20 protein-coding genes are annotated in these 22,820 nt (G+C 71.3%); 11 read left to right on the forward strand and 9 right to left on the reverse strand.

The window, feature by feature from the left end; translation table 11 throughout:
* Positions 1–32 precede the first annotated feature (32 nt).
* From ETD85_RS00005 to ETD85_RS00015, 3 genes are read right to left on the reverse strand one after another with little or no spacing between them, the layout of a single operon-like run.
* Positions 33–956: a PaaX family transcriptional regulator gene (locus ETD85_RS00005; RefSeq protein ID WP_240778675.1), complete on the reverse strand. Its 924-nt coding sequence runs from the start codon at positions 954–956 to the stop codon at positions 33–35.
* Between the two features lie 57 nt (positions 957–1,013).
* The gene (locus tag ETD85_RS00010; protein ID WP_206057989.1) at positions 1,014–2,324 is read right to left on the reverse strand and encodes a cytochrome P450; all 1,311 of its coding nucleotides are present in this window, start codon (positions 2,322–2,324) and stop codon (positions 1,014–1,016) included.
* Positions 2,321–3,544, reverse strand: a complete 1,224-nt coding sequence (locus ETD85_RS00015; RefSeq protein WP_138687459.1) for a cytochrome P450 — start codon at positions 3,542–3,544, stop codon at positions 2,321–2,323. Before ETD85_RS00015 ends, ETD85_RS00010 begins: the two co-directional genes overlap by 4 nt.
* Before the next feature lie 292 nt (positions 3,545–3,836).
* On the opposite strand from ETD85_RS00015, the gene ETD85_RS00020 reads away from it, so the two are divergent.
* The gene (locus tag ETD85_RS00020) at positions 3,837–5,588 is read left to right on the forward strand and encodes a DUF6055 domain-containing protein (protein ID WP_206057990.1); all 1,752 of its coding nucleotides are present in this window, start codon (positions 3,837–3,839) and stop codon (positions 5,586–5,588) included.
* Positions 5,589–5,923: 335 nt separating this feature from the next.
* Here the strand turns inward: ETD85_RS00020 and ETD85_RS00025 are convergent, their stop codons facing one another.
* Positions 5,924–6,499: a GNAT family N-acetyltransferase gene (locus tag ETD85_RS00025; protein ID WP_138687460.1), complete on the reverse strand. Its 576-nt coding sequence runs from the start codon at positions 6,497–6,499 to the stop codon at positions 5,924–5,926.
* A gap of 130 nt (positions 6,500–6,629) precedes the next feature.
* Between ETD85_RS00025 and ETD85_RS62770 the strand changes: the two genes are divergently transcribed.
* Positions 6,630–6,797, forward strand: a complete 168-nt coding sequence (locus ETD85_RS62770) for a hypothetical protein (RefSeq protein ID WP_170246423.1) — start codon at positions 6,630–6,632, stop codon at positions 6,795–6,797.
* 146 nt (positions 6,798–6,943) lie between these two features.
* Here ETD85_RS62770 and ETD85_RS00030 read toward each other — a convergent pair whose 3' ends face one another.
* Positions 6,944–7,558 (reverse strand): VC0807 family protein, encoded by a 615-nt coding sequence (locus ETD85_RS00030; protein ID WP_170246424.1) that lies wholly within the window; start codon positions 7,556–7,558, stop codon positions 6,944–6,946.
* A 120-nt stretch (positions 7,559–7,678) separates the two neighbouring features.
* On the opposite strand from ETD85_RS00030, the gene ETD85_RS00035 reads away from it, so the two are divergent.
* Both ETD85_RS00035 and ETD85_RS00040 read left to right on the forward strand, forming a co-directional pair.
* Positions 7,679–8,281 (forward strand): TetR/AcrR family transcriptional regulator, encoded by a 603-nt coding sequence (locus tag ETD85_RS00035; RefSeq protein ID WP_138687462.1) that lies wholly within the window; start codon positions 7,679–7,681, stop codon positions 8,279–8,281.
* Positions 8,282–8,559: 278 nt separating this feature from the next.
* Positions 8,560–9,114 carry a CGNR zinc finger domain-containing protein gene (locus tag ETD85_RS00040; RefSeq protein WP_138687463.1) on the forward strand — a complete coding sequence of 185 codons (555 nt, stop codon included), beginning with the start codon at positions 8,560–8,562 and terminating at the stop codon, positions 9,112–9,114.
* On the opposite strand, the gene ETD85_RS67395 is transcribed toward ETD85_RS00040, so the two are convergent.
* The gene (locus tag ETD85_RS67395) at positions 9,010–9,612 is read right to left on the reverse strand and encodes an aldehyde dehydrogenase family protein (RefSeq protein WP_138687464.1); all 603 of its coding nucleotides are present in this window, start codon (positions 9,610–9,612) and stop codon (positions 9,010–9,012) included. The genes ETD85_RS00040 and ETD85_RS67395 overlap by 105 nt on opposite strands.
* Positions 9,613–9,740: 128 nt before the next feature.
* Here ETD85_RS67395 and ETD85_RS00050 point away from each other — a divergent pair, with 128 nt between their 5' ends.
* A complete protein-coding gene (locus ETD85_RS00050; RefSeq protein ID WP_138687465.1) occupies positions 9,741–9,989 on the forward strand; it encodes a hypothetical protein in 249 nt (82 codons plus the stop codon).
* A 13-nt stretch (positions 9,990–10,002) separates the two neighbouring features.
* On the opposite strand, the gene ETD85_RS00055 is transcribed toward ETD85_RS00050, so the two are convergent.
* Together ETD85_RS00055 and ETD85_RS00060 are read right to left on the reverse strand one after the other, a co-directional pair.
* A complete protein-coding gene (locus ETD85_RS00055; RefSeq protein ID WP_138687466.1) occupies positions 10,003–11,394 on the reverse strand; it encodes an amino acid permease in 1,392 nt (463 codons plus the stop codon).
* A 21-nt stretch (positions 11,395–11,415) separates the two neighbouring features.
* The gene (locus ETD85_RS00060; protein ID WP_240778676.1) at positions 11,416–12,579 is read right to left on the reverse strand and encodes an FAD-dependent oxidoreductase; all 1,164 of its coding nucleotides are present in this window, start codon (positions 12,577–12,579) and stop codon (positions 11,416–11,418) included.
* A 326-nt stretch (positions 12,580–12,905) separates the two neighbouring features.
* Between ETD85_RS00060 and ETD85_RS00065 the strand changes: the two genes are divergently transcribed.
* From ETD85_RS00065 to ETD85_RS00080, 4 genes are all read left to right on the forward strand, one after another.
* A complete protein-coding gene (locus ETD85_RS00065) occupies positions 12,906–13,343 on the forward strand; it encodes a hypothetical protein (RefSeq protein WP_138687467.1) in 438 nt (145 codons plus the stop codon).
* An 83-nt stretch (positions 13,344–13,426) separates the two neighbouring features.
* Positions 13,427–13,921 carry a DUF2690 domain-containing protein gene (locus tag ETD85_RS00070; protein WP_138687468.1) on the forward strand — a complete coding sequence of 165 codons (495 nt, stop codon included), beginning with the start codon at positions 13,427–13,429 and terminating at the stop codon, positions 13,919–13,921.
* 166 nt (positions 13,922–14,087) lie between these two features.
* Positions 14,088–15,497, forward strand: a complete 1,410-nt coding sequence (locus ETD85_RS00075; RefSeq protein ID WP_138687469.1) for an alpha/beta hydrolase domain-containing protein — start codon at positions 14,088–14,090, stop codon at positions 15,495–15,497.
* A gap of 329 nt (positions 15,498–15,826) precedes the next feature.
* Complete coding sequence (locus ETD85_RS00080) at positions 15,827–17,791, forward strand: endo-1,3-alpha-glucanase family glycosylhydrolase (RefSeq protein WP_420847223.1); 1,965 nt, start codon at positions 15,827–15,829, stop codon at positions 17,789–17,791.
* A 96-nt stretch (positions 17,792–17,887) separates the two neighbouring features.
* Here the strand turns inward: ETD85_RS00080 and ETD85_RS00085 are convergent, their stop codons facing one another.
* A complete protein-coding gene (locus ETD85_RS00085; RefSeq protein WP_206057992.1) occupies positions 17,888–20,611 on the reverse strand; it encodes a helix-turn-helix transcriptional regulator in 2,724 nt (907 codons plus the stop codon).
* Positions 20,612–20,744: 133 nt separating this feature from the next.
* On the opposite strand from ETD85_RS00085, the gene ETD85_RS00090 reads away from it, so the two are divergent.
* Both ETD85_RS00090 and ETD85_RS00095 read left to right on the forward strand, forming a co-directional pair.
* Positions 20,745–21,488, forward strand: a complete 744-nt coding sequence (locus tag ETD85_RS00090) for an alpha/beta hydrolase (RefSeq protein ID WP_240778689.1) — start codon at positions 20,745–20,747, stop codon at positions 21,486–21,488.
* A 2-nt stretch (positions 21,489–21,490) separates the two neighbouring features.
* Positions 21,491–22,783, forward strand: coding sequence for an MFS transporter (locus tag ETD85_RS00095; protein ID WP_138687472.1), 1,293 nt, complete (start codon positions 21,491–21,493; stop codon positions 22,781–22,783).
* Positions 22,784–22,820 lie beyond the last annotated feature (37 nt).

The following is a 22,820-nucleotide window of genomic DNA, read 5'->3' on the forward strand; positions in this document are numbered from 1 at the left end:
GGCTGATGAGGGAGGGAGGCGTCGGGCCTGGCTCAGCGGGGGGCGTTGACCAGGCTGGTGCGGTGGTGGGCCACCAGCTCGGCCAGCTCGGGCTCGAACTCGGCGACGATCTGCTTGACCCGGAACTCCGCGAGCGGGCCGAGGGTGTCGTAGACCTCCACGAACACGTCCCTCGCCGCGCTCCTGGGCCAGTCGGCAGGCAGCAGCTCGGCCGGCAGGTCGGGGTCGTGGTTGGGGAAGGTCCGCCAGGTGTCCATGATGCCGCTGCGCGCCACGAGCGCCTCGGACGCGCCCACCGCCCCCTTGCGGACGCGGACCAGCAGCGGCGAGTATTGCGCCACGAAGCCTTCGTAGGTGCGCCGGAGCTGGTCGAAGTCCCACGCCTCCTGCGGCGCCCGCATGCCGGGCAGGTCCAGGGCCCGGGCGCGCAAGATCGTGGACGTGGGCACCTGCAGCTCGGCGAGCACCGCCGCCGCGTCGTCGGCGTCCGCCGTGGGAGAGACCCACAGCCCGTCGTAGAGCGGGGCGAAGCCCAGCCAGCGCAGCCGGGCGCGCAGCGCGTGCCGCAGGTCGCGCTGCTCCTCGGAGATGGAGAACGCGGCCACCACCCAGGTCCCGTCCCACGCGTCCTGGTCCAGCCCGAAGGACATGATCCGCTGCCGCCCGTCCAGCAGGACGGCGGCGGCCCGGTCGGTGAGCCGGTAGTAGGTGCGCCGCCCCACCTTGGACGACTCCAGCAGCTCGCGCCGCGTCAGGCGGGAGAGCGCGGCCCTGGCGGCCACGGCGGACACGCCGAACTCCTCGGCCAGCCGCACCAGCGCCGCGGACGGCAACTGCTCGGGCCTGCTGATCCAGTAGTCGCCGAGCAGCGTCGTGATCAGATGCTGCGGAGGCGCACCCACCTGGAAGCGCGGGAGATCGACGTCGCCTGCCTCGGCCCATGCACCGTCAGTCACGGTAGGAGTATATGTATAACGCTTACGCATACGCACGCAATCGAATCGTCGTACATCTCAGGCCGGCCGAAGCCGTACCGGAACGGACACGGCACCGATCTCGGGCATGCGCGCGCTCTCGGTCGGCCCGCTGACCTCGATCGCGGACGTGCGCCGCAGCAGCTCCTCCAGCGCGACGCGCATCGACAGCCGGGCCAGCGGCATGCCGGCGCACGCGTGCCGGCCGCGCCCGAAGGCCAGGTGCGCTGCGATGTTGGGACGTCCCAGGACGAACGTGTCGGGGTCGGGGAAGACCTCCTCGTCCCGGTTCGCAGAGGCGTAGACGAGCGTCACCGGCTCGCCGGGGCGGATGGTGCGCCCGTGCAGCTCGACCTCCCGGCTGACGGTGCGGGCGAAGCCGCGGTAGGGCGCGTACAGGCGCAGCAGCTCCTCCAGCGCCGCGGGCAGCAGCTCGGGGCGCGCCCGCAGCTCCGACTGGAGCTCCGGGTGCTGCGACAGGTGCACGCAGATGGAGCCGAGCAGGATGGGCGGCGCCACCATGCCCACGACGAGGCACTGGCGCAGCGCGCCGACGATGTGCTCCTCCTCCAGCGGCCGGCCGTCCGGCCGTTCGGCCAGCAACGAGCTGGCCGGGTCCTCCTCGACGGGGCGCGGGGACGCGCGGCGGTCGCGCACCAGGTCGCGCGCGATGCCGTACATGCGCTCGCTGGTCTCGTTGACCACGTCCCGGTCGAGTGCCCGCCAGGCCCGCACCCACCGCGCGGCGGTGGCGGCCAGCTCGGGGGCGAGCTCGGGGTCGAGGTTCAGCCATTCGGTGGTGACCCAGGCGGGGAACTGCGCGCCGAACTCCTGGGCGATGTCGCCGCCGCCGCGCTCGACGAGCGGGGTCAGCTCGCGGGCGGCGTGCGCGCGCAGCCGCGGCTCCAGGCGAGCGATGCGGGCCCGCTGGAGGGTGCGGTCCAGCGCTCTGCGATAGGGCGTGTGGGCGGGGGCGTCGTAGTTGAGCGGCGGGCGGCGCAGGCCGCGGGGGTCGCTCGGGACCACGGCGCGCACCGAGGAGATGAAGGTCGCCGGGTCGCCGGCCGCGGCGGCCACGTCGGCGTGCCGGGTCAGCGCCCAGAAGCCGCCGTACCTGCTGCTGCGGGCCACCGGGCAGGAGCCGCGCAGCCGGGCGTACATCTCCAGGCTCTCGGGGGCCGAGCCCGCCTCGTCGGGGTCGAAGTCGTCGGGGACCACCGGATCGGGCGCCGCGACGTTGGCCGGGCCGGGCGCCGCGACGTTGGCCGGGCCGGGGGCCGCAGGGTTGGCCGCGCCGGGGGCCGCAGGGTTGGCCGCGCCGGGGGCCGTGCCGCCTGCCGAGCCGGTCATCGGGTGGCCGCCGTGAACCGCATGGGGACCGAGTTGGTGCCCCACTCGGCCCAGCTCGCCATCCTGACCTCGCCGCTCACCTCGAACGCCGACGTGCGCGCCAGCGCCTCCTCCAGGGTCGCGATCAGCATGATGCGGGCCAGCGGGGCGCCGGGGCAGGTGTGGACGCCGCTGCCGAAGGCGAGGTGGCGGGCGAGGTTCGGCCGGTCGAACCGGAACGTCTCGCCGTCGGGGAAGACCGTCTCATCGCGGTTGGCCGAGGTGTACACCAGCGCGATGGGCTCACCGGCCTTGATCAGCCGGCCCCCGAACTCCACGTCTTCCCGCGCCGTCCTGGCCATCCCCCGGTACGGGCCGTACAGGCGGAGAAACTCCTCGACGGCGGCGGGGATGCGGGATGGGTCGGCGCGCAGCAGGTCCGCGAGCGCCGGGTCGCCGCTCAGGTGGACGAACATGTTCCCGATGAAGACGCTGGGCGCGACCATCCCGGTGACGAGGAGCTGGCGGACGCAGCCCAGCACCATGTCCGGAGGCAGGGGGTCGCCTTCGTACTCGGCGTTCATGAGGGCGCTAGCGAGGTCGTGGCCGGGGTCGATCGGGTGGGCGAGCCGCTCGTCGATGACCGCCTGGGCGATCTCGTACAGCCGGCGGCTCAGACGTACGACGTTATCCGTGTCGACCACTTGAATGGCTGCAACATACTGGGCGCTGATCTCCTTGATCAGCTCAGCCAGGTCGGTCGGCAGATTGAAGAACGCCGCGAAGACATGTGCCGGGAACTTCTGGGCGTAGTCCACCGAGACGTCCCCCTCGCCGGCGTCGATGAGCGGCTGGAGCAGCTGCACGGCGTACTCGCGCACGCGCGGCTCCAGGGCGGCCATCTTGTCCCGGGTGAAGAAGCGGTTGATCACCCGCCGGTAGGCCGTGTGCTCCGGCGGGTCGAAGTGCAGCGGCGGCCGGCGGCCGGTGAAGGCGAACTTCGGCACCGTGTTCTGCACCGACGTGGTGAAAAGGGTCCGGCCGTCGAGGACGCGCTTGACGTCCTCGTAGCGGAACAGCGCCCAGAACCCGCCGTCATAGGTCGTGCTGTGGGCGACGGGACAGGACGACCTCATCTCCTTGTACAGCGCGTGGGCGCTGGTGAAGGTCTCGGGGGCGCGGGGGTCGAAGTCATGGGTGACGTCGCGGTCGGATCCGATGTCCTGGTGGGGCGTGGTCATCTTGGCCTTTCGTCGCGCTCGCGGACTCAGCAGGGAGACCTTCTGACATTAGACATTTATCATTACGTGCGTCAACACAGTGACGCTTATGTGTGCGCGGGCCACGGGGATGCAACTTTCAGGCGTCGGCAGCAGGGATCCGCAGCTCACCTCCGGGCGACTTCACCGGCAGGACACGAGATCTTGACAGCGCCTGTCGGCTCGCCAACACTCGGAGCCGCTCAACGGCATGTCACATACCGCAACCCGGCCCGGAGTGTTAGCGCTAACACCTCGTCTGGAGGTCCTTCACATGAGACGACTGCGGGTGGCCGCGACCGCCCTCCTCCTGCTTGCCGGCCTGTTATCCCTGTCCACGCCCCCCGCGGCGGCGGGCAGCGGGTCGGCGCTCGCCAAGACCGTCTACATCCCGTCGCGCTGGGCCACCACCGGCGAGGTGCCCTGGGTCCCCGAGCGGACGAAGGAGTCGGCCGATTTCATCCTGCTGTGGGGTGATCGATCGGGCACCGACCCCAGGAACGCCCCCTCGGCGTACCGCTTCGACCCCGACAACATCCTCGGCCAGCTGGAGAGTCTCTACTCCTTCTACGTGAACACCATGCGGTTCACGCCGGAGACCGGCCTGCTCGCCCAGCACAAGATCATCGTGATCATCACCAGGACCTGGTCCACCGCCCCGCTGGACGCCTGGGCGACGGGCGGCTCGACCGACGGCAGGGTCGGCGTCATCAACATCGCCCCGGGGGCCGCGCAACCCGGCTCGTGGGGCCTGGCGCACGAGCTGGCCCACGTCTTCCAGAACTACACCTTCCTCGGCAGGTCCGGTTACGGCTTCACCCACCCGGGCTCCGGGACGTTCTGGGAGGCCAGCGCCGAGTTCATGGCCATGCAGGTCTACCCCAGGACGGCCGCGGGCGACCTCACCAGGTTCATCCGCACGGAGAACCTCGCCTACAGCAGCAGCCGCCACCACTACGGCGCCTGGATGCTGCTGCAGTACATCAAGGACCGCGACGGCCTGGCCATGTTCAACCGCCTGTGGAACGAGGCCAGGAACACCGAGCACCCCCTGGAGGTCTACCGCCGCATCACCGGCATCGACCAGGCCGAGCTCAACCGGCGCCTCGGCGAGTACGCCCAGCGCAACGTCACCTGGGACTACTCCAACCGGGCCGACTTCATGCCGTTCATCACCGGCCTGTACCCGTTCGTCACCGCCTACAACGGCGTCGCGGTGGAGGCGGTGAACGCCGCGGCCGGCCACTTCCGCGTCTCCGACGCCCTCGCGCCCTCCGACTACGGCTACAACAAGATCCGCCTCGTGCCCGGCAGCGACGGCGCGCTCATCCGGCTGCGTTTCCGTGGCCACGTCAACGCCGCGGCGCAGTCCGGATGGTCGTACGGGTTCGTCGCCGTACGGAACGGCACGCCCCGGTACGGCCCCGTCCACAGCTCGTCCAACGGCGAGGTGACCTTTCAGACGCAGCCCGGCGAGAAGGACGTCTACCTCGTGGTCCTCGGCGCGCCGGGGACCGTGCACAAGTACGCCTACCTTGACGGCTATCCGCGCAACTACCGCTACCCCTACCAGTTCCGCCTCCAGGGGGCGACGCCGTGGGGCTTCGAGCCGGGCCACGTACGGCCGTCCGCGCCGGGCAACGGGCACTGGCACTCCAACGGCGGCGGCTGGGTCGACAATCGGGCCAGCGTGGCCGCCACCGCCTACGTCGGCCCGCGAGCCGCCGTGTACGGCAACAGCACCGTCAGCGGCAACGCCCGCATCGAGGACCTGGCCTGGGTCAACAGCGGCGCCACCGTCACCGGCAACGCCGTGGTCAAGAACAGCGCCCTCGTCCAGGGAGGGGCCAACCTGAGCGGTGGGGTGGTCGTCGGCGGCGACGCCGAGCCGGCCACGGCGTGCGGCTCGGGGACGTACCTGATGTTCAACCCGGATCGCCGCTGCGACGGCGGCGCGGGCGAGACGGACGTGAACCCGGCGCATCCCGTCTTCAGCGACAGCGACCTCGCCTTCGGCAGCGGCTGAGCCCGACCGGCGGTGGACTCGGTGATCGCGTTCCGCTCGGCCAGTGCTCCCCGGTGCTCGCCAGCGCCGCGACCGGCGGTGGACTCGGTGATCGTGTCCCGCTCGGCCATGCCCCCGTCGCAGGTCGGCACGACCTCGCCGCGCAGCGCGTGCTCGGCCAGGCGGGCGAGCATTCTGGCGTTGGCCGTCAGATGGGCCGGCACGTGCCCGCGTGGACCATCCGGGAAGCGCGGACGCGCCGGTCGCCGGGCTCGGCCAGGACCTCCTGAAGCGCGCGGTGCGCCTGGGCGGCCTCGGCCGCTGGCGGCTCCTCGCCCTCCTTAGGAGCCCTGCTTCTAGGAGCCCTGCTTCTCAGAGCCCTCCTTGCCTGCGCGCCACTCCGGCGCGAGCACGGACCAGACCTCCACGTCGTGCCGCTTGCCCCGGTGCGGATAGCTTTCCCGCAGCACGCCGTCCTTCCTCATGCCGAGCCGCCGGGCCACGGCGATGCTGGCCGCGTTCCCCGCCGCGACGAGCCACTCCACCCGGTGCACGGCCCGCTCCTCGACGGCCCAGTCGATGATCAGGCGGGCCGCCCGGGTGACGAGCCCCTTGCCGGCGGCGGCGGGCTCCAGCCAGCAGCCCGCCTCGGCAGTGCCCATCTTGATGTCCATCGTGCGGAAGAGGACTCCGCCGACCAGCTTGTCATCCACCCAGATGCCCCAGAGCCGCGCCGTGTCGGCGGCGGCCTTGTCCGCGTACGCCTGGAGGAACGCCCGGCTCGACGCCAGGTCCACGACCGCGTCCGGCAGCATGATGTACTGCCCGATGAACTCCCTGCCCCGCTCCATGTGGGCCAGCAACTCCTCGGCCCGCCACGGCTCCAGCGGACGCAACTCCGCGCCGTCATCTCCCAAAGAGGTCGCGAACATTGGTCATCTCCACATTTATCGACCTAAGGAATGCAGTGACGACGTAAGGTACCAGAAGTCCCTTAATGTTGTCATCGGACCCGTCACGCGAACACCCCCGCCGACCAGGTTGCAGAGATAGCCGATGGCCATGAAGGCGACCGCGCCGGCGGCGTACGCGGCGGGATCGACCGAGAGCCGCCCCGACAGCCCCCATCACCCCTTCCACCAGGCGACGCCCGCGCACCCCACGAGCCCGGCGGTCAGCACCGAAGGCAGGCAGGGCGCCGACCAGCAGCGGGGAGCCCACGAAGATTGAGCCGGTGCGATGACGAACATGGCGGCCGGCCCGTACAGGACGACGGCGACGAGCACGCCGGCCGGCCAGGCAAGCCACCAGGCCAGGCGGTGCCGGGCAGCGCAACGAACGCCGGCAGCAGGGCCAGCACGATCCCGACCCGCATGTCAGCGGGCCGCGGCCCGGCTCAGCCGCGCGCGGCGGTAGAGCAGCGACCAGCCGATCAGCAACGCGAACGTGGCGAGCTGGAGCACGGTGGACAGGCCCACCATCACATCGAGCGGCAGGCTGTAGATGAGCGGCACCCTGACGATCGACTCGGCGAGCAGCCCGGCGCCCCAGACCAGGGTCAGGGTGAGGAACACCTTGCGGAACTGGGGCGCGGACGCCCACAGCCGCTCCCATTCCGCGAGCTTGCCCGGGTCGCCGGCCGTCAGGCGGCGCATGAGGGCGTACATGAGGGGCTTGCCCACCAGGCAGGAGCCGAGCAGGAGCAGGCCGAGCAGCCCGGACAGGAACGACTCCTTGGCCAGCAGGAAGCGCGGGTCGCCGGTGACGAGGGTCAGCAGCGCGCCGGCCGCGAAGCCGGCGCACACCAGGGCGGCCAGGCCGTTGAACCGGCGTCCCACGACGGCGGCGAGCAGCACGCGGACGAGGGCCGCCGCCGCGCCCAGCAGCATCGAGCATTCCTCCGCCACGCCGAGCCTACGGCAGGCGTAGTAGACCGCGACGGGCAGAACCACGTCCGGGATGAGTGTCTTGAGCAGGCTGGACTTGTTCACAGTGACTCCCCGAGGAGATGAAAGATCCAGTCCCCTATTAAGGGACGTTTAGTACCTTACAAATGGGTGCCCTAGGATGCAATAAGAGACGAACCGGACCGTAAACGTCAGGAGGAGCCCGTGGCGCCGACGACGAGGGCGGATGGTGACAAGCGTTCCCGGCGACGGGGCGCCGAGCTGGAAAAGGCGCTCCTCCAGGCCGCGGTGGACGAGCTGGCCGACGGCGGCTACGCGCGGCTGACCATCGATCGGGTGGCGCAGCGGGCGGGCACCAACAAGACGGCGATCTACCGTCGCTGGCCGAACCGCGCCGCGCTTGCCTTCGCCGCCTACCGCCACTTCGTAGCCCGGCCGGCGGCCCTGCCCGACACCGGCGACCTGCGTGCCGACGTGCTGGCGCTGTTGCGGGGGGCGGCGGCCCGGATGGGGTCGGCGGTGGGCGGCGAGATCCTGCGCGGCGTCATGTCCGAGACGCACGCCCATCCGGAGCTGCTGCAGCACCTGCGCGAGGAGCTCGCCCACGAGCCCGGCGCCATGATGACCATCCTGGGCCGGGCGGTGGCGCGCGGCGAGGCCAGGCCCGACGCGCTGAGGCCCCGCGTGGCTACCGTGCCGGTCGTCCTCCTGCGCCAGGAATATCTGATGAACCCGGACGCCAGCATCTCCGACGAGGTGCTGGTCGAGCTGGTCGACCAGGTCTTCTTGCCCATGGTCCGCCGCTGATCACCTCATTTCTCCCCGGGAAGCTCCAGGAGCATGGGCCGAAGCCGGCTCGCGAGATCGGGGACGGTCCGGTCCATCTCCTCCGCGAGCGCGGCGGGTGACGGCGCGGAAGGAGCGGCAGGACTCGGCCTCGGCGAGAGAGCGGACGAGCGCCACCTCCAGTGGTGCTGTCCAGCTGGGCGAACTCGAGCAGGCGCGCTGGAACGCGATCCCGTTTCTTCGGCGGAGAACACGGTACGAAACGCCCAGAAGGCGGTCATCACGTTACAGTGGACGGTATGACGGTGACGGTGGACGCGATGCCGCTGGCGGGCCTCGTCGAGCTGGTCAACGGGTGGGGCACGGTGCCCCGCGAGGCGCGGGCCGAGGACGGCGGGGAGGAGGCCTACCCGCCCATCGCCGCGCAGGCGGGCGTCCCGCCCGAGGCCGCGGGCGTGCTCACGGACCAGGCGATGGCTCACATCGCCGACCGCCTTCACCCGATCTTCGCCACGTCCGGCGCGGCCGAGCAGGTCCGGCTGGTCAACGAGCTGCTCGCCGAGACCGGGGTCCGGCCCATCCTGAGCATGGAGGAAGATCAGCCGCGCCTCGGGTGGATCGTCGGCGGCGGCAAGGACGCGGTCCTCGCCGCCGGGGCGGTCGCGCTCCGGCAGTATCTCGCCGACCACAGATCCGACCGCCTCGGTGTGTGCACCGGACGGCGCTGCGCCGACGTCTACATCGATACCTCACCGGCCGGACGGCGCCGCTTCTGCTCCCTCACCTGCCAGAACCGCGCCCGCGTCGCCGCCTTCCGCAGCCGCCGGGCGCGGTCGGGCTCGTCGCGGACCTAGCCGCCCAGGCCGTACCCCCCAGCCGTTGATCTCCTCGACGAGTGCGTCCTCGTCGATGAAGGACCGCGTGGCCGTGACGGGGCCGAAGATCTCCTCCGACCACAGCGCGAGGGAGCCATCGGGGCATTCGACCACCGAGGGGCTGACGAAGCAGCCCTGGCCAGGGGCGTCCGGGCCCGGGGATGACCCGCGCGCCGGCCGCGTGCGCCTACGCGACCAGGCCGGCCAGCCGCCGCTGCTGCTGCTGCTCGGCGGTGATGAGAGGGCCGAGGCCGGTGCTCTCGTCCGCGGGGTCGCCCTACCGCAGAGCCGTCGCGCGTCTGGCGAACCGCTCGATGAACGGCGCGTACAGGTCCTCGTGCACTTCACCGAGCTGTCCGGCACCGGCCGCGATCGGCCGCGCCGGTCGCGTCCGGCGGCGTCTCCGGCTGAGCGCGCACCCCGACCGGCCGCCGACACGTGTGGTGTCTCGGCGTCAGGCGGCCGGTCCCTGAACATTTCACGCCACGGACCGTCGTCCCCCGCGTTCGCGCAGGTCGCCGAAGAGGGTCGGGCACCGGCATTGCATCCGGGATCGGCGCATCGTGCAATTTACGATGATCCGCCCCTTCGAGATGGGAGTCCCGGTGCGTCACCGACTCGTCGCCCTGTCACTGTTCGCGGCCACCGCTCTGACACCGGTCCTGGCCACGGCCACGCCCGCGCAGGCCACCCCGACCCTCCAGGTCGTCTACACTAACCTCCCCTACGAGATCTGCCTCTCGTTCGGCCGGTCCGGGCAGGAGAACGACCGGTGGGGCACCTGGTGGTGCAGCATGCACTATCCGTCGAATCCGTACTATCCGGCGTACGACCTCTGGGCGTACGTGAACTGAGCGCAGGACCGCGTCACTGCTCCAGCTCGGAGTGCCGCCGGCTGTACGCGAAGTAGACGATCAGCCCGATCGCGAACCAGACGATGAACCGGAGCCAGGTCTGCGGTGCCAGAAAGGTGATCAACCAGAGGGAGAAGACCACCCCGATCGCCGGCACCGCGGGCATCGCCGGCGTCCGGAACGCCCTGGGCAGCTCCGGATGCCGGTAGCGCAGCACGATCACCGCGACGCACACCACCACGAAGGCCAGCAGGATCCCGATGTTCGTCAGCTCGGCCGCCTCCCTGATGGGCAGGAACCCGGCTATCAGCGCCGAGACGGCGCCCACGATCCAGGTGACGCGCGTGGGCACCCGCCGTACGGGGTGCAGCCGGGCGAACCACGCCGGCAACAGCCCGTCCCGGCTCATGGAGAACCAGACCCGGGTGACCCCCAGCATGAACGTGAACATGACGGTCAGGATGCCGATGATGGCTCCCACGGCGATCACGCTAGCCAGGCCGGACAGCCCGACCGACGCGAACGCCGAGGAGAACCCGCTCTCCGGGTCGATCTCGCGGTAGTTCTGCATGCCGGTGAGCACGAGCGTGGCCAGCACGTACAGCACCATGGAGATGGCCAGCGAGTAGATGATCGCCCTGGGCATGTGCCGCGTGGCGTCCTTCGACTCCTCGGCGGCGGTGCTCATCGCGTCGTAGCCGAAGACGGCGAAGAACACCGTGGCCGCGCCCGTGAGCGCCCCGCCGACACCGAACGGGAAGAAGGGCGTGTAGTTGGCGGTGTTCACGTAGAAGAAGCCGACCACGATCACCAGCAGCACCACGGCGATCTTGAGCGCGACCACGAACGTCTCGAACCTGGCGGCCGTCCGGATGCCCAGGTTCAGCAGGAACGCGATCAGCAGGCACAGCACCACCGCGAACAGGTCCACCACGCGCCCCTCACCGGTGCCGGGCGCACCCAGCATCCAGGCGGGCAACGCGAAGCCCAGCTGCTGGACGAGGAAGCCGAAGTAACCGGAGATGCCGATGGCCACGACCGCGACGATGGCGGTGTACTCCAGCAGCAGGTCCCAGCCGATGAACCAGCCCACGATCTCGCCCAGGACCGCGTAGCCGTAGGTGTAGGCCGATCCCGCCTTCGGGATCATCCCGGCGAACTCGGCGTACGACAGGGCCGCCGCCGCGCTGGCCACACCGGCGATCAGGAACGACACGAGCACGGCGGGCCCGGCGGTCTGGTTGGCGACGGCGCCCGCGAGGGCGAAGATCCCCGCGCCGATGATGCCGCCGACGCCGATCGCGGTGAGCTGCCACAGGCCGAGCGACCGGGACAGCTCGCCCTCGTGCTCGACGGCGATCTGTTCCACCGGCTTACGGCGGAAGATGCTCCGCGAAGAGACCATGACACCACTCCTGACCTGGCATTACACCAGTCCTTCCCGCCTGGCCTCGTCTCCAAGCCCCACCTTTCCGGCGTTCGCCCGGCCGGGGCCGGCCGCCGGGAACGAGCCGTCGCCGAACAGGATCCGCGCCGCCAGGGCCCGGCCGGCGCGACCGCGCAGCGCGCGCACCGCCGCCTCGGCCATGGCGGGGGATCGGATGCCGGCGAACACGCGGCGCAGCAGCAGCCGGCCTCGGAACCGGGCCCGCAGCGCGCCCCCGTCGTACTGGCTCAGCATGCGCTGATCACCGGTCCGCAGGTATCCGGCGGCCACCGACGCGGCCAGCTCGGACATGCGTAAGCAGGGGTCCAGCCCGCCGGCGGTCAGCGGCGACACCGCGCCCGCCGCGTCCCCGACGAGCAGCCCCTCCGGGCAGACCAGCCGGCGCAGCACACCGCCGACCGGGATCGGGCCGCCCCGGCGCTCGACCGGGCCGGCCGGCGCCGCGCGGCCGGGCGCGTCCGCGGCGAAGTCGTCCAGCAGGTGGCGGATGCCGGCGCGCATCGCGTCCGGATATCCGGCGACGCCGACGTGCGCGTGCCGTCCGTCGTCGATGACCCAGCCCAGGTAGCCCGGGGCGACCCGGGGGTCCAGCACGCAGTGGAACGCCGGGGTGGTCGTGCCCGGCGCGATCGGGTGGACGATCTCGGCGCCGACGAGGAAGCGCCGGTTGACGTCGAGCCCGAGGTCACGCGCCACCCGGGAGCGGGCGCCGTCCGCCCCGACGATGAACCGGGCCGTCACCGGCTCCGCGTCCGCGAACCGCGCCAAACCCTTCGACGCGCCGGCGTACCGCACGCCCAGCAGGACCCGCGCCCCGGCCGACTCCGCCGCGCGGTGCGCGTGCTCGTAGACGGCCGCCATGTCGGCCACCCGGTACTCGTCCCGGTCGCTGGTGAGCCGGATCGGCGCCCGCCGCGACGGCGGATACAGCAGCACGTCCCGTACGCCGGGCCCGAGCAGGTGCTCTGGCAGGTCGAAGTCGTCGAGGGTCCGCCGCACGAAGATCCCGGTGGTGCGGATGCCCGCCGACAGCGACCTGCGGCGGTCGACCACCATCACGTTCAGCTCCCGTCGCGCGAGCAGACGGGCTGTACGCAGACCGGCCAGGCCCGCCCCCACGACCAGTACGTCTACTGTCTGCATACTCCGCGACGTTAGGAGCCACGCCCCACCCACGCGATGGTTTGCACGCTACCCACCCAGTACCTCTACACCGTCGCCACACTCGGGTCGTAGCGGATGATCGGCCCCGCCGTTGTCCTCTTGCCGACCGCACGGCGCGTCGGGTCGCCGGCGGATCGCGGCAACGCCCGGCGAATGTCCGGTCATTGACCTGTCAGCGGTCACGCCTGCGATGAAAGTGTGATGTCGCGCGAACGAATGATCAGGCCAGATTCCGCGATCGACGCGAAAGCCACCACGAACGCCTCGCGGATGACGCATGCCCTCATGCGGAAAAAGGAGAGCCCATGAAATCGACGATGCAGAACTTCTTTCTGGCCACCACGGCGGCATTGATGCTCATCACCACGGCCGGCGCCGCACACGCCACCGGCACCAGGCAAGCCGGTTTGTGCGACGCGCCCAACGCGTGCAACTACAAGACGCAGATTCTCAAGCCCAATCCGCGTGACGATTGGGCCTACAGCCAGGCGATCAGGACCATCTACCTGGCAGCGGGCACGTACTCGCTGCGGTACGAAGGGTGCCTCGACCACGCCACCGCCTCGACCTACCTGCCCGCCGGAACGTACAGCTGGCGCAATCTCCTCGACCCCAAGAACGGCTATTACCACCAGAGCGTGGTGCTCGACGGGCCCGTGTACTGGAGCAGGGGAACCTGCGACTGGCAGGTTTTCACCGAAGGGTCCTACACGTGGGGCACCAGCCTTTCCCCGGTGCGATAGGCCAGCGAATTCCCCGATCTCCGAATACCGCCAGATCGGCTGCCGGAACATCCCCGTCCCACAAATGCCAACCGGAGGTACAAATGAAACGTCAGCTCTCTGTGCTCGTCGGCACGGCGGCCACCGCGTTGTTCACCACGTTCGGCGCCGGCACCGCCGCGTACGCACAACCGGCGCAGGCCGACCCCGTCACCGTGGCGGCCACGTGCAACGGGAACACCTGCTCGGGCAAGGACCCCAACGCCACCGGCTGTTCGGCCGGCGCGCGGGTTCTCGCCGACATGGTGGTCCCCGGCTACGCCTCCAAGGAGTTTCTCGTCCGGCTCTCGTACTCGCCGACCTGCAACGCGAGCTGGACGGACATCCAGGCCATCAACCAGCCGGACTGCTACGGCGGGGAGAACATCTGGCACGAGGCGGTCAACAACAGCACCGGCGCCGTGACCAGAACCGCGAGGGTGTACGACGGGGACGCCTGCAGTGCGTACACCGTGATGATGAGCCGGGTCGGCAGGTCCACCCGAGCCTGTTCCACCAGTGCCTGGACCGGCGGTAACTACTGCACCCCGTGGAAGTAACCAAGCGATCCGCGCACCGGCGACCCACGGGGGACTAACCCCTGGATCCATCCGCCGGCGGACCGTCAGCGCCGGTGGCGCTGGCCGTCCGCCGGCTCTTGACTTTACGGCCGCGCTACTCAACGTTATGAACTATCTAGTTCGTACTCTCGGGACGGAGTCTCCCATGCGCCCCCTCCTCCTGGCCTGCGCGTTATCCCTCGTGCTGATCAGCACCCCGGCCCTCCCCGCGAACGCCCATCTGGATCAGCCGGGCTCCCCCTTGGTGACAGGACCGATCCCCGCCGGCGACCAGCCCCGGGACCACCCGTTCTTCGCCACCGACCAGGACCTCGGCAAGGCCGGATACGTCGAGGAGGAGTACTTCATCGAGGGCACGGCCAGCCGCTACACCACGCCCGACCAGGCCACCGGCACGGTCATCGACAGCGGGCACCCGTACCGGACCCGCATCGTGGTCCGCCGGCCGATCTCGCCGAAGAAGTTCAACGGCACGGCCGTCGTGGAGTGGTACAACGTGACCAACAACTTCGACTACGAGGTCATGTGGTCCCGCTCGTTCCGCCACCTGCTCGACGAGGGGTACGCCTGGGTCGGCGTGAGCGCGCAGCGCAACGGCGTCCACACTCCCACCGGCCTCAAGCTGTGGAATCCGGCCCGCTACGGCGATCTCGACCTGACCGCCGGCGGCGCCGTCACCGACGACGGCCTGGCCTACGATGTCTTCACCCAGGCCGCCAAGGCCCTGACCGAGCCGCGCGGCGCGCACCCCCTCGGCAACCTGAAGGTCAGGACGCTGATCGCGACAGGCCAGTCCCAATCGGCATCAAGGCTCGCCGTCTACGCCAACTCGGTGCACCCCCTCGCCCCCGTCTACGACGTGATCACCGTCGTGGACGGCGGCGTGCAGATCCGCACCGACCTGAGCACCAAGGTCTTCAAGACCGCCAGCGAGTACGACGTCCTCGCCAACCAGGCCGCCCGCCGCCAGCCCACCGGCGACCGCTACGCCTACTGGGAGATCGCCGGAGCCTCGCACTCCGACCGGCACGCCTATCTCGTCAACAACCCGATCAGGCTCCGCGACGCCGGAGTGTCGGGCCTGCTCGCCGGGCCCACCGCGCCGTGCGTGTCCCCGGCGCGCAGCAACGTCCCCTACGAGTACGTGCTGAACGCGATGTTCGACCACTCCGTGCGCTGGGCGCGCGACAACCGGCAGCCGCCCGCCGCTCCCCTGCTGGAGGTCACCGACACCACCACCAGCCCCGCCGTCGTCACCAGGGACGCCTACCAGCTCGCCCGCGGCGGCATCCGGCTCGCGGCGGTCGACGTCCCGACCGAGCGCAACACCGGCTGGAACCTCGGGCTGACCGACGCCACCGCCAGCGCCTGCCGCCAGGGCGGAACCTGGATCCCCTTCGACGAGACGACCCTGGACGCGCTGTATCCCAGCCACCGCGACTACGTGGCCAAGGTGCGCGCGGCCACCGAGCGGAACCTCCGCGCGGGCTTCATCACCTGGCGGGACGCCGACAGGACCATCCGCGACGCCGAGCGCTCACGGGTAGGCAGGTAACCGCGAAAGGCGCACGTCGTCCGGCTCGGCGACGTGCGCCTTCGCCGCGCTGGACGCGTGACGAGCCGATCACATTACGAATTATGGCCCGCTCCAATCGGATTAGATGCCATATCTCGCTATTTATGGACATGGGGTAAAAGCGTCGATTGTCCCCGGGGCCGGGTATGGCCCGGCTAAGGTGATCAACACTCGCTTCAGGGAACCCCCCGACTGGAGGCCCTTTGTTAACCCATCGACGGGCGGTGCCTGCCGTCCTCGTCGCCTTGGCCTGCGTGTTCACCACCGGTGTGACGCACGCGTCGGCTGCGACGGCGCCGGTGAGCGTCGTGGTCCCCTCGACCAACGACGTGTTCATCAGTCAGGCCGCTCCTGAAACCGTTTACAGTAGCGCTGAGTGGATGTCAGTCTGCGTCAAGACCTGCAACGACGCCACCAACGCCGAGCGTAGAGCCCTGATGGGGTTCAAAGTGTCCGGCATCCCGGCCGGCGCCCAGGACGTCAAGCTGACGCTCCAGGTGCGCTCCACCCGGACGACCGACACCACGGTCAGCGCCCACAAGGTCACCGGCACCTGGTCGCAGAGCGCCACGTCGTGGACCTCCCGGCCGACGTTCGGCACGGCGCTGACGACCCACACCGGTTTCACCGCGAACGCGGTGGCGAGCCTGGACGTCTCCAAGGCGTACACGGGCAACGGCACCTACTCCTTCGGCCTCACCGCGTCCAAGGGACCGGTGGCGGTGCTGTACTCCTCGCGTACCTCCGGCAAGGGCCCCAGCCTCAAGGTCACCTACACCCCGGCCACGGCCACCCCGACCGCGAGCCCCACCGCGACGGCGTCCCCGACGGCCACCGCCACGGCGTCCCCGACCGCGAGCCCGACCTCAAGCCCGACCGCCAGCCCGACGGCGACGGGCAACGTCCCCTGCCTGCCGTTCGACAAGCCGGCCGCGTCCACGCTGCGCTCGTACGACAAGAAGGTCTTCGCCTTCTACTTCCCGCCCTATCCGCTGTCCATCGACAACAAGGACCCGTCGAAGGACCAGTACGCGTCATGGCTGGACCCCGCGGGCTCCAACGGCATGTACGCCGCGCAGGGCGGCCACTCGCGTGACCGGCCGCTGACCCGTCCGGTGCGCACCGGCGACTGGCGGCAGGCGGACTTCGAGGTCGAGGTGCGCCAGGCCATCGCGATGGGCCTGGACGGCTTCATCTACGAGCACCACACCTCGGCCAGCGACCAGCGCTTCAACCAGTTCCCCAAGATGCTGGCGGCGGCCAAGGCGGTGGACCCGGGCTTCCGGATCATGCTCAGCCCGGACTTCCCGACCACGAAGGACGCGGCGCCCGACAAGGTGATCACCGACATCCTGATGGCCAAGGGGCACCCGTCGCTGTACACGCTGCCCGACGGGACGATCCCGCTCGCGCCGTTCTACCCCGAGCGCCAGTCCCCGGCCTGGTGGGACACGCTGCGCGAGAAGCTGTCCGCCCAGGGCATGAAGACGGTGCTGGTGCCGATCTTCCTGGACTGGAGCGGCTCGGGCAAGACCGAGTGGAACGACTCGGTGGCCGGCTACTCCTCCTGGGGCGTCCGCTGGCAGACCTCGACGGACGGCTACCGCAAGTCGGGCATCGAGGCGGCCAAGCGCGGCAAGTTCTACATGGCCCCGGCGGCCCTGGAGGACGTGCGCCCGCGCGACAAGCGCTACTGGGAGCCGTCCAACAGCGGCACCCTGCGGCAGTCCTTCGTCAAGGCCATGGAGGGCGACGCGGACATCGTCAACCTGCTGACGTGGAACGACTACGCCGAGTCGTGGCTGGCCCCGTCGGTCGAGCGGGGTTACGCGCCCGCCGACGTGATCGCGTACTACACGACCTGGTTCAAGACCGGCAAGGAGCCCAGCGTCAAGCGGGACGCCCTGTACTACTTCCACCGCAGCCACCGCACCGACGCGCCGTTCGACGCCACGAAGCAGACCATCGGCCCGATCTCCATCCCGTACGGTGACGCGGCCACCAACAACGTCGAGCTGCTCGCCTTCGTCAAGGAAGCGGGCACCCTGACCATCAAGCAGGGCGACGACGTGCAGACCAAGGAGGTGACCGGCCCCGGCATGGTGTCCTTCAAGGCGCCGATGGTGCCAGGGACGACCCCCGTCTTCGAGCTGAAGCGGGACGGCAAGGTCATCCAGACGGTCAAGAGCGACACCCCGATCGTCAAGAGCGTCGTCTACCAGGATCTGATCAACCACGCAGGCGGCGGCGTCGCCTGCTCGCGCCCGCTCTAGCGGCCACCCAGCCGCCTGGCGGCCACCGCCTCCCGGCCCCTCTCGGGCCGGGAGGCGTTCGTGTTCCGGCGGGTGGCGGTGTACGCGGCGATGGCCCTACCTGCCGTGCCGGTCCCGGAGGGCGTCGCGGAGCTGGCCGCGCGCGGTGATGCCGAGCTTGCGGAACACCCGGTACAGATGCGTGCTGACGGTCCGGTGCGACAGGTACAGCTGCTGGCCGATCTCGCGGTTGGTCAGCCCGGCGGCGGCCAGCCGGGCGATGTGCAGCTCCTGTGCGGTGAGCTGGTCGACGCTGCTCGGCAGGCGCAGGTCGCTGGCCTCGCCCGCGGCGCGCAGCTCCTGCCTGGCCTTCTCGCCGAAGGCGAGCAGCCCCAGCGCGTCGAAGGCGTCCCGCGCGGTACGCAGCGGGACGCGGGCTTCCTGGATCCTGCGCCGGCGGCGTAACCAGACACCGTGGGCGAGCAGCAGTCGTGCCCGCGCGGTGGGCCAGGGCGACAGGTCGGCGTTCAGGGCGTCCTGGTAGAGCGGTCCGGCGTCGGCGTCGTCGGCCAGGACCGCCCGCGCGTGGCGCAGCCCCACGTGCAGCAGCGGGGCCGGGGTCCGCGCCCCCACCTCCTCCAGCTCCGCCAGCACCGCCCTGACGGCCTCGCGCCGCTCCGGGATCGCGGCCTCGGTCAGGTCGATGATCGCCCACAGCCGCCACATCGGGTGGTAGACGGCGTCGTCCGGGTCGAACAGCCGCCGCAGACGCCCGAACGCCTCCTCGTGCCGTCCGGCGCACAGAGCGATCACGCCCCTGGCGTGCTCGACGATCGCCATGGTCGAGCTGTTGGCGCCGGAGCCGAGCACGCGCTCGGCCTGCGCGGCCAGCGCCAGGCCGCGCTCCTCCTCCCCGCGGAGGCCGGCGAGCAGCGCCAGCGCGGCGCAGGCGGAGGACTGCCAGCGCGGCTGGGCGGTCTCGCGGGCCAGTCGTTCGCCCTCCTCGGCGGCCAGCAGCGCGCTCTGCCAGTCGCCGCAGAAGAGCCGGCTCCACATCTGCGAGCCGAGCGCCTGCGCCAGCAGGCCGAGCCGGCCCTGGGCGCGCGCGTCGGAGATGCAGGCGTCGAGGAAGTGCCCGGCGAGGTCGTGGGCGCCGACCGCGGTCCCGGCCACGCCCAGGAACCTGGCCATGGCCGCGTCGAAGCGGGCGTCGCGCAGCTTGGTCAGGCGATCGATGATGGCGCCGCCGCTCTCGACGGGGGTGACGGTGGCCAGGATCAGCAGCAGCTCGGGGTCGTCGCCGCTGCTCGCCAGCCGCTCGGCCAGCGCCATGACGCGCCGCCGCAGGTCCCGGCCGGAGTCGGTCCACCAGCAGCGCAGGGCGGCGGCGCGGGCGAAGTTGAGCGCGAGCGTGGGATCGCCGGCGGACTCCATGGTCTCGGCGTACGCGATCAGCCGCAGGATCCGTTCGGGCCCCTCGTTGCGCCCCTCCTCCAGCACCTCGCCCAGCCAGGCCAGCCTGGCCCGTTGCGGCCGGCCGAGGAGCGCGGGCTCGACCAGGGCCAGCAGCGCGGCGACCTGGTCGCGGCGGCCGAGCTCGAAGGCCAGCTCGGCGGCGCGCAGGAGGCGCTCGGCGCGGACCGGCGGGTCCTCGCTGACCTCCGCGGCCCGCCGCAGCGCGGCCACCGCCACCGTGATCGCGCCGCGCCGCCGCGCCCGCGCGGCCACCTCTTCGAGCTCGGCGGCGACGGACTCGTCCTGACGGGCGATCGCGGCGGCGCGGTGCCAGGTCCTGCGGTCGGGATCGGCCGCGTGCACGGTGGCCAGCGCGCGGTGGGCGGCCAGGCGGTCGGCGGGCCCGGCCTTCTGGTAGACGGCCGAGCGCACCAGCGGATGGCGGAACTGGATGCCCGGCTCGCGCAGCTCCACCAGGCCGGCCTCGACGGCCGGGGCCAGGGCCTCGGCCGTCAGCTCCGTGCCAGTCACGGCGGCGCCCGCCAGCAGGGCGGCGGAGAGGTCGGGGCCGTCGTTGGCGGCGGAGACCAGCAGCAGCGCCTTGGTGGGCGGCGGCAGCGCGGCCAGGCGGGCGGCGAAGGCCCGCTCCAGACGCGCGGTGAGCGGCAGGAACTCCGCGTTCGTCGTGGCCGCGCCGCTGTCGAGGGCGAGCGGCAGCTCGACCAGGGCGAGCGGGTTGCCGGCCGCCTCGGACAGCACCCGCCAGCGCATGCCGACGGGGAGCGCGGGCGACTGGGCGTCCAGCAGCGCCTCGGCGGCCGCGGGCGCGAGGCCGTCCAGGGCCAGCTCGGTCAGGTCGCTGTCGTCGAGGCTCGTGGCGTAGCCGTCGCGGACGGCCAGCAGCAGCGCGATCGGCTCGGAGCGCACCCTCCTGGCCACGAATCCCAGCACCTCGGTGGTGGAGCGATCAAGCCACTGGACGTCGTCCACGACGATCAGCAGGGGCCGGCGGGCGGCCGCGTCGCCGAACAGGTTGAGTACGGCCAGCGCGATCAGGAACGGCTCCGGGGCGGCGGCGTCCTCCATGCCGAAGGCGCCGAGCAGGGCCTCGCGCTGGCGGGCGGGCAGCTCGTCCGCGGCGCCGAGCAGCGGCTGAACGAGCTGGTACAGGCCGGCGAAGGGCAGATGCGTCTCGCTCTGGACGCCGGACGTGCTCGACACGGCCACCTCGTGCGCCCGCGCCCACTCGCTCGCGACCGCGAGGAGGGCAGACTTGCCGATCCCCGGCGCGCCCCGCAGCACGAGCGCGTCGCCGCGCTCCCGGATGCGGTCGACGAGCGCTTCGACCTGCGCCGTCTCACGCTCGCGCCCGACTAACGCGATCACGCTGCCTTCTCCCCGCCTGATGATCATGTCCGTCCCCGAGCGAATTGTCGCAGACGTACGTCATGTGACGAATGTCCGGCAGGTAACTTCCGCCTAGTGTCAGCGGCGGTCTCGTCCTTTCCTTGGAGCGCCCATGACCAAGCCCGTGCTGGAGCCCGCCGCCCAGGCTTTCGCCGATGCCACCGCGAACCCGCCCTACCTGTACGGCATACCGCCCCACCAGGCCCGCACGGCCGTCGGCGACGTCCAGCGCCCCGAGCCTGCAGTGCCGGGCGTCTCGCGGCAACGCCTGCGGGAGGCGGGCGTGACCGTCTTCCGGGCCGAGCGGACCGGCGGCCTCCTCCCCGTCGTGCTCTACCTGCACGGCGGCTGGGTCTTCGGGGACGAGCACACCCACGGGCGGCTGGCCCGGGAGCTGGCCCTGTGCGCGACGGCCGCGGTGGTGTTCGTGCACTACAGCCGCGCGCCCGAAGCCCGCTATCCCGTCGCGCTGGAGGAGAGCGGGGCCGCGCTCGACTGGGTGCGCACGCGCGGGAAGGCGTACGGGCTGGACGCCTCCAGGATCGCGGTGGCGGGCGACTCCGAGGGCGGCGCGCTGGCCGCGGCGCTGTGCCTGCTCGACCGGCGCGGGCTGGCCGGGCAGGTGCTGTTCTGCCCGGTCACCGACGCGTCCTTCGACACCGGCTCCTACCACGACTTCGCGGAGGGCGTACGCGGCCAAGCTCCGCGCGGCGCGCGTGGCCATCACCGCGGCGCGCTACCAGGGCGTCATCCACGGCTTCGTCACGCTCAACGCCCTGCGCGGCACCCACGCCGCCGAGGCGGCGATCGACCAGGCCGGGCGCTTCCTCACGCGGGTGCTCGGCCACGGAGGTGATCATGACCAGTAGGCGTGTCGTCAACGCCGCCGTGATCGGCAGCGTCGTGGAGTTCTACGACTTCACCCTCTTCGGCCTGGCCGCGGCGCTCGTCTTCAACGAACAGTTCTTTCCTTCCGCCAGCCCGGTCGCGGGCACGCTCGGCGCCTTCGCCACGTTCGCGGTCGGCTTCTTCGCCAGGCCGGTCGGCGGCGCGGTGTTCAGCCACTTCGGCGACCGCGTCGGCCGCCGGCAGATGCTCGTGGTGACGCTGCTGCTGATGGGCGTGTCCACGGCCGGGATCGGGTTGCTGCCGACGTATGAGACGGCCGGTCTGCTCGCGCCCGTGCTGCTGACGCTGCTGCGGGTCGCGCAGGGCTTCGGCGCGGGAGCGGAGTACGCGGGCGCCCTGGTCATGACGGCCGAGGCCAGCGACCCGAGGCGGCGCGGCCTGTGGGCCGCGCTGCCGGGCGCGGGGGTCTCCGCCGGCATCCTGCTGGCCACGCTGGTCTTCACCGGGGCGGCCGCACTGCCGTTCTTCGAGACGTGGGGCTGGCGGGTGCCGTTCCTGCTCAGCCTGGCCGGGGTGGGCGTGGGGCTGTACTTCAGGTTCCGGGTGCCGGAGTCGGAGATCTTCGAACGCGAGCGCTCGCGCGGCCTGAGCCGCTTCCCGATGCTGGAGGTCGTCAGGCGGCAGCCGCGCAGCCTGCTGATCGTCTTCGTGGCGAACGCCCCCTTCGGCGCGATGAGCTACATCATCCAGGTCTTCGTCCTGTCGTACGTGACCAGGACCCTGGGCCTGCCCGCCACCGTGGGATTGCTCGCCAACGTCGCCTGCGCCGCGGTGGCGATCGTGGCGGGCCCGCTGTTCGGGCTGCTGAGCGACCGCGTCGGCAGGCGGCCGGTCTTCCTCGGCGGCGCGGCCTTCCTCGCGGTCTTCGGCTTCCCGATGTTCTGGCTGCTCGGCACCGGCGACCCCGTCCTGGTCATCGTCGCCGTCGTGCTCGGCTACGGGGGCGGCATCACCGCCATGTTCGCCGCGCAGGCCGCCTTGTACACCGAGCTGTTCCAGACCCGCTACCGCTACAGCGGCATCGCCATCGCCCGCGAGTGGACGGCCGCGCTCACCAGCGGGCCCGCCCCGTTCGTGGCCACGGCGCTGGTGGCGGGCGCGGGCGGCGCGTCCTGGCCGATCGCACTGCTGATCACGGTGTGCGCGGTGATCTCGTACGTCGCGGTGGCGCTCGCCCCCGAGACCCGCGACACCGACCTGGACACCTACGCCGGCGACCTGGCCACCTACTCGCCTTCCTGAACTCCTGACGAGCCACCAGCACGGCCCCATCCCTCTA

This window comes from Nonomuraea zeae (assembly GCF_005889725.1).
Classification (GTDB): Bacteria; Actinomycetota; Actinomycetes; order Streptosporangiales; family Streptosporangiaceae; genus Nonomuraea; species Nonomuraea zeae.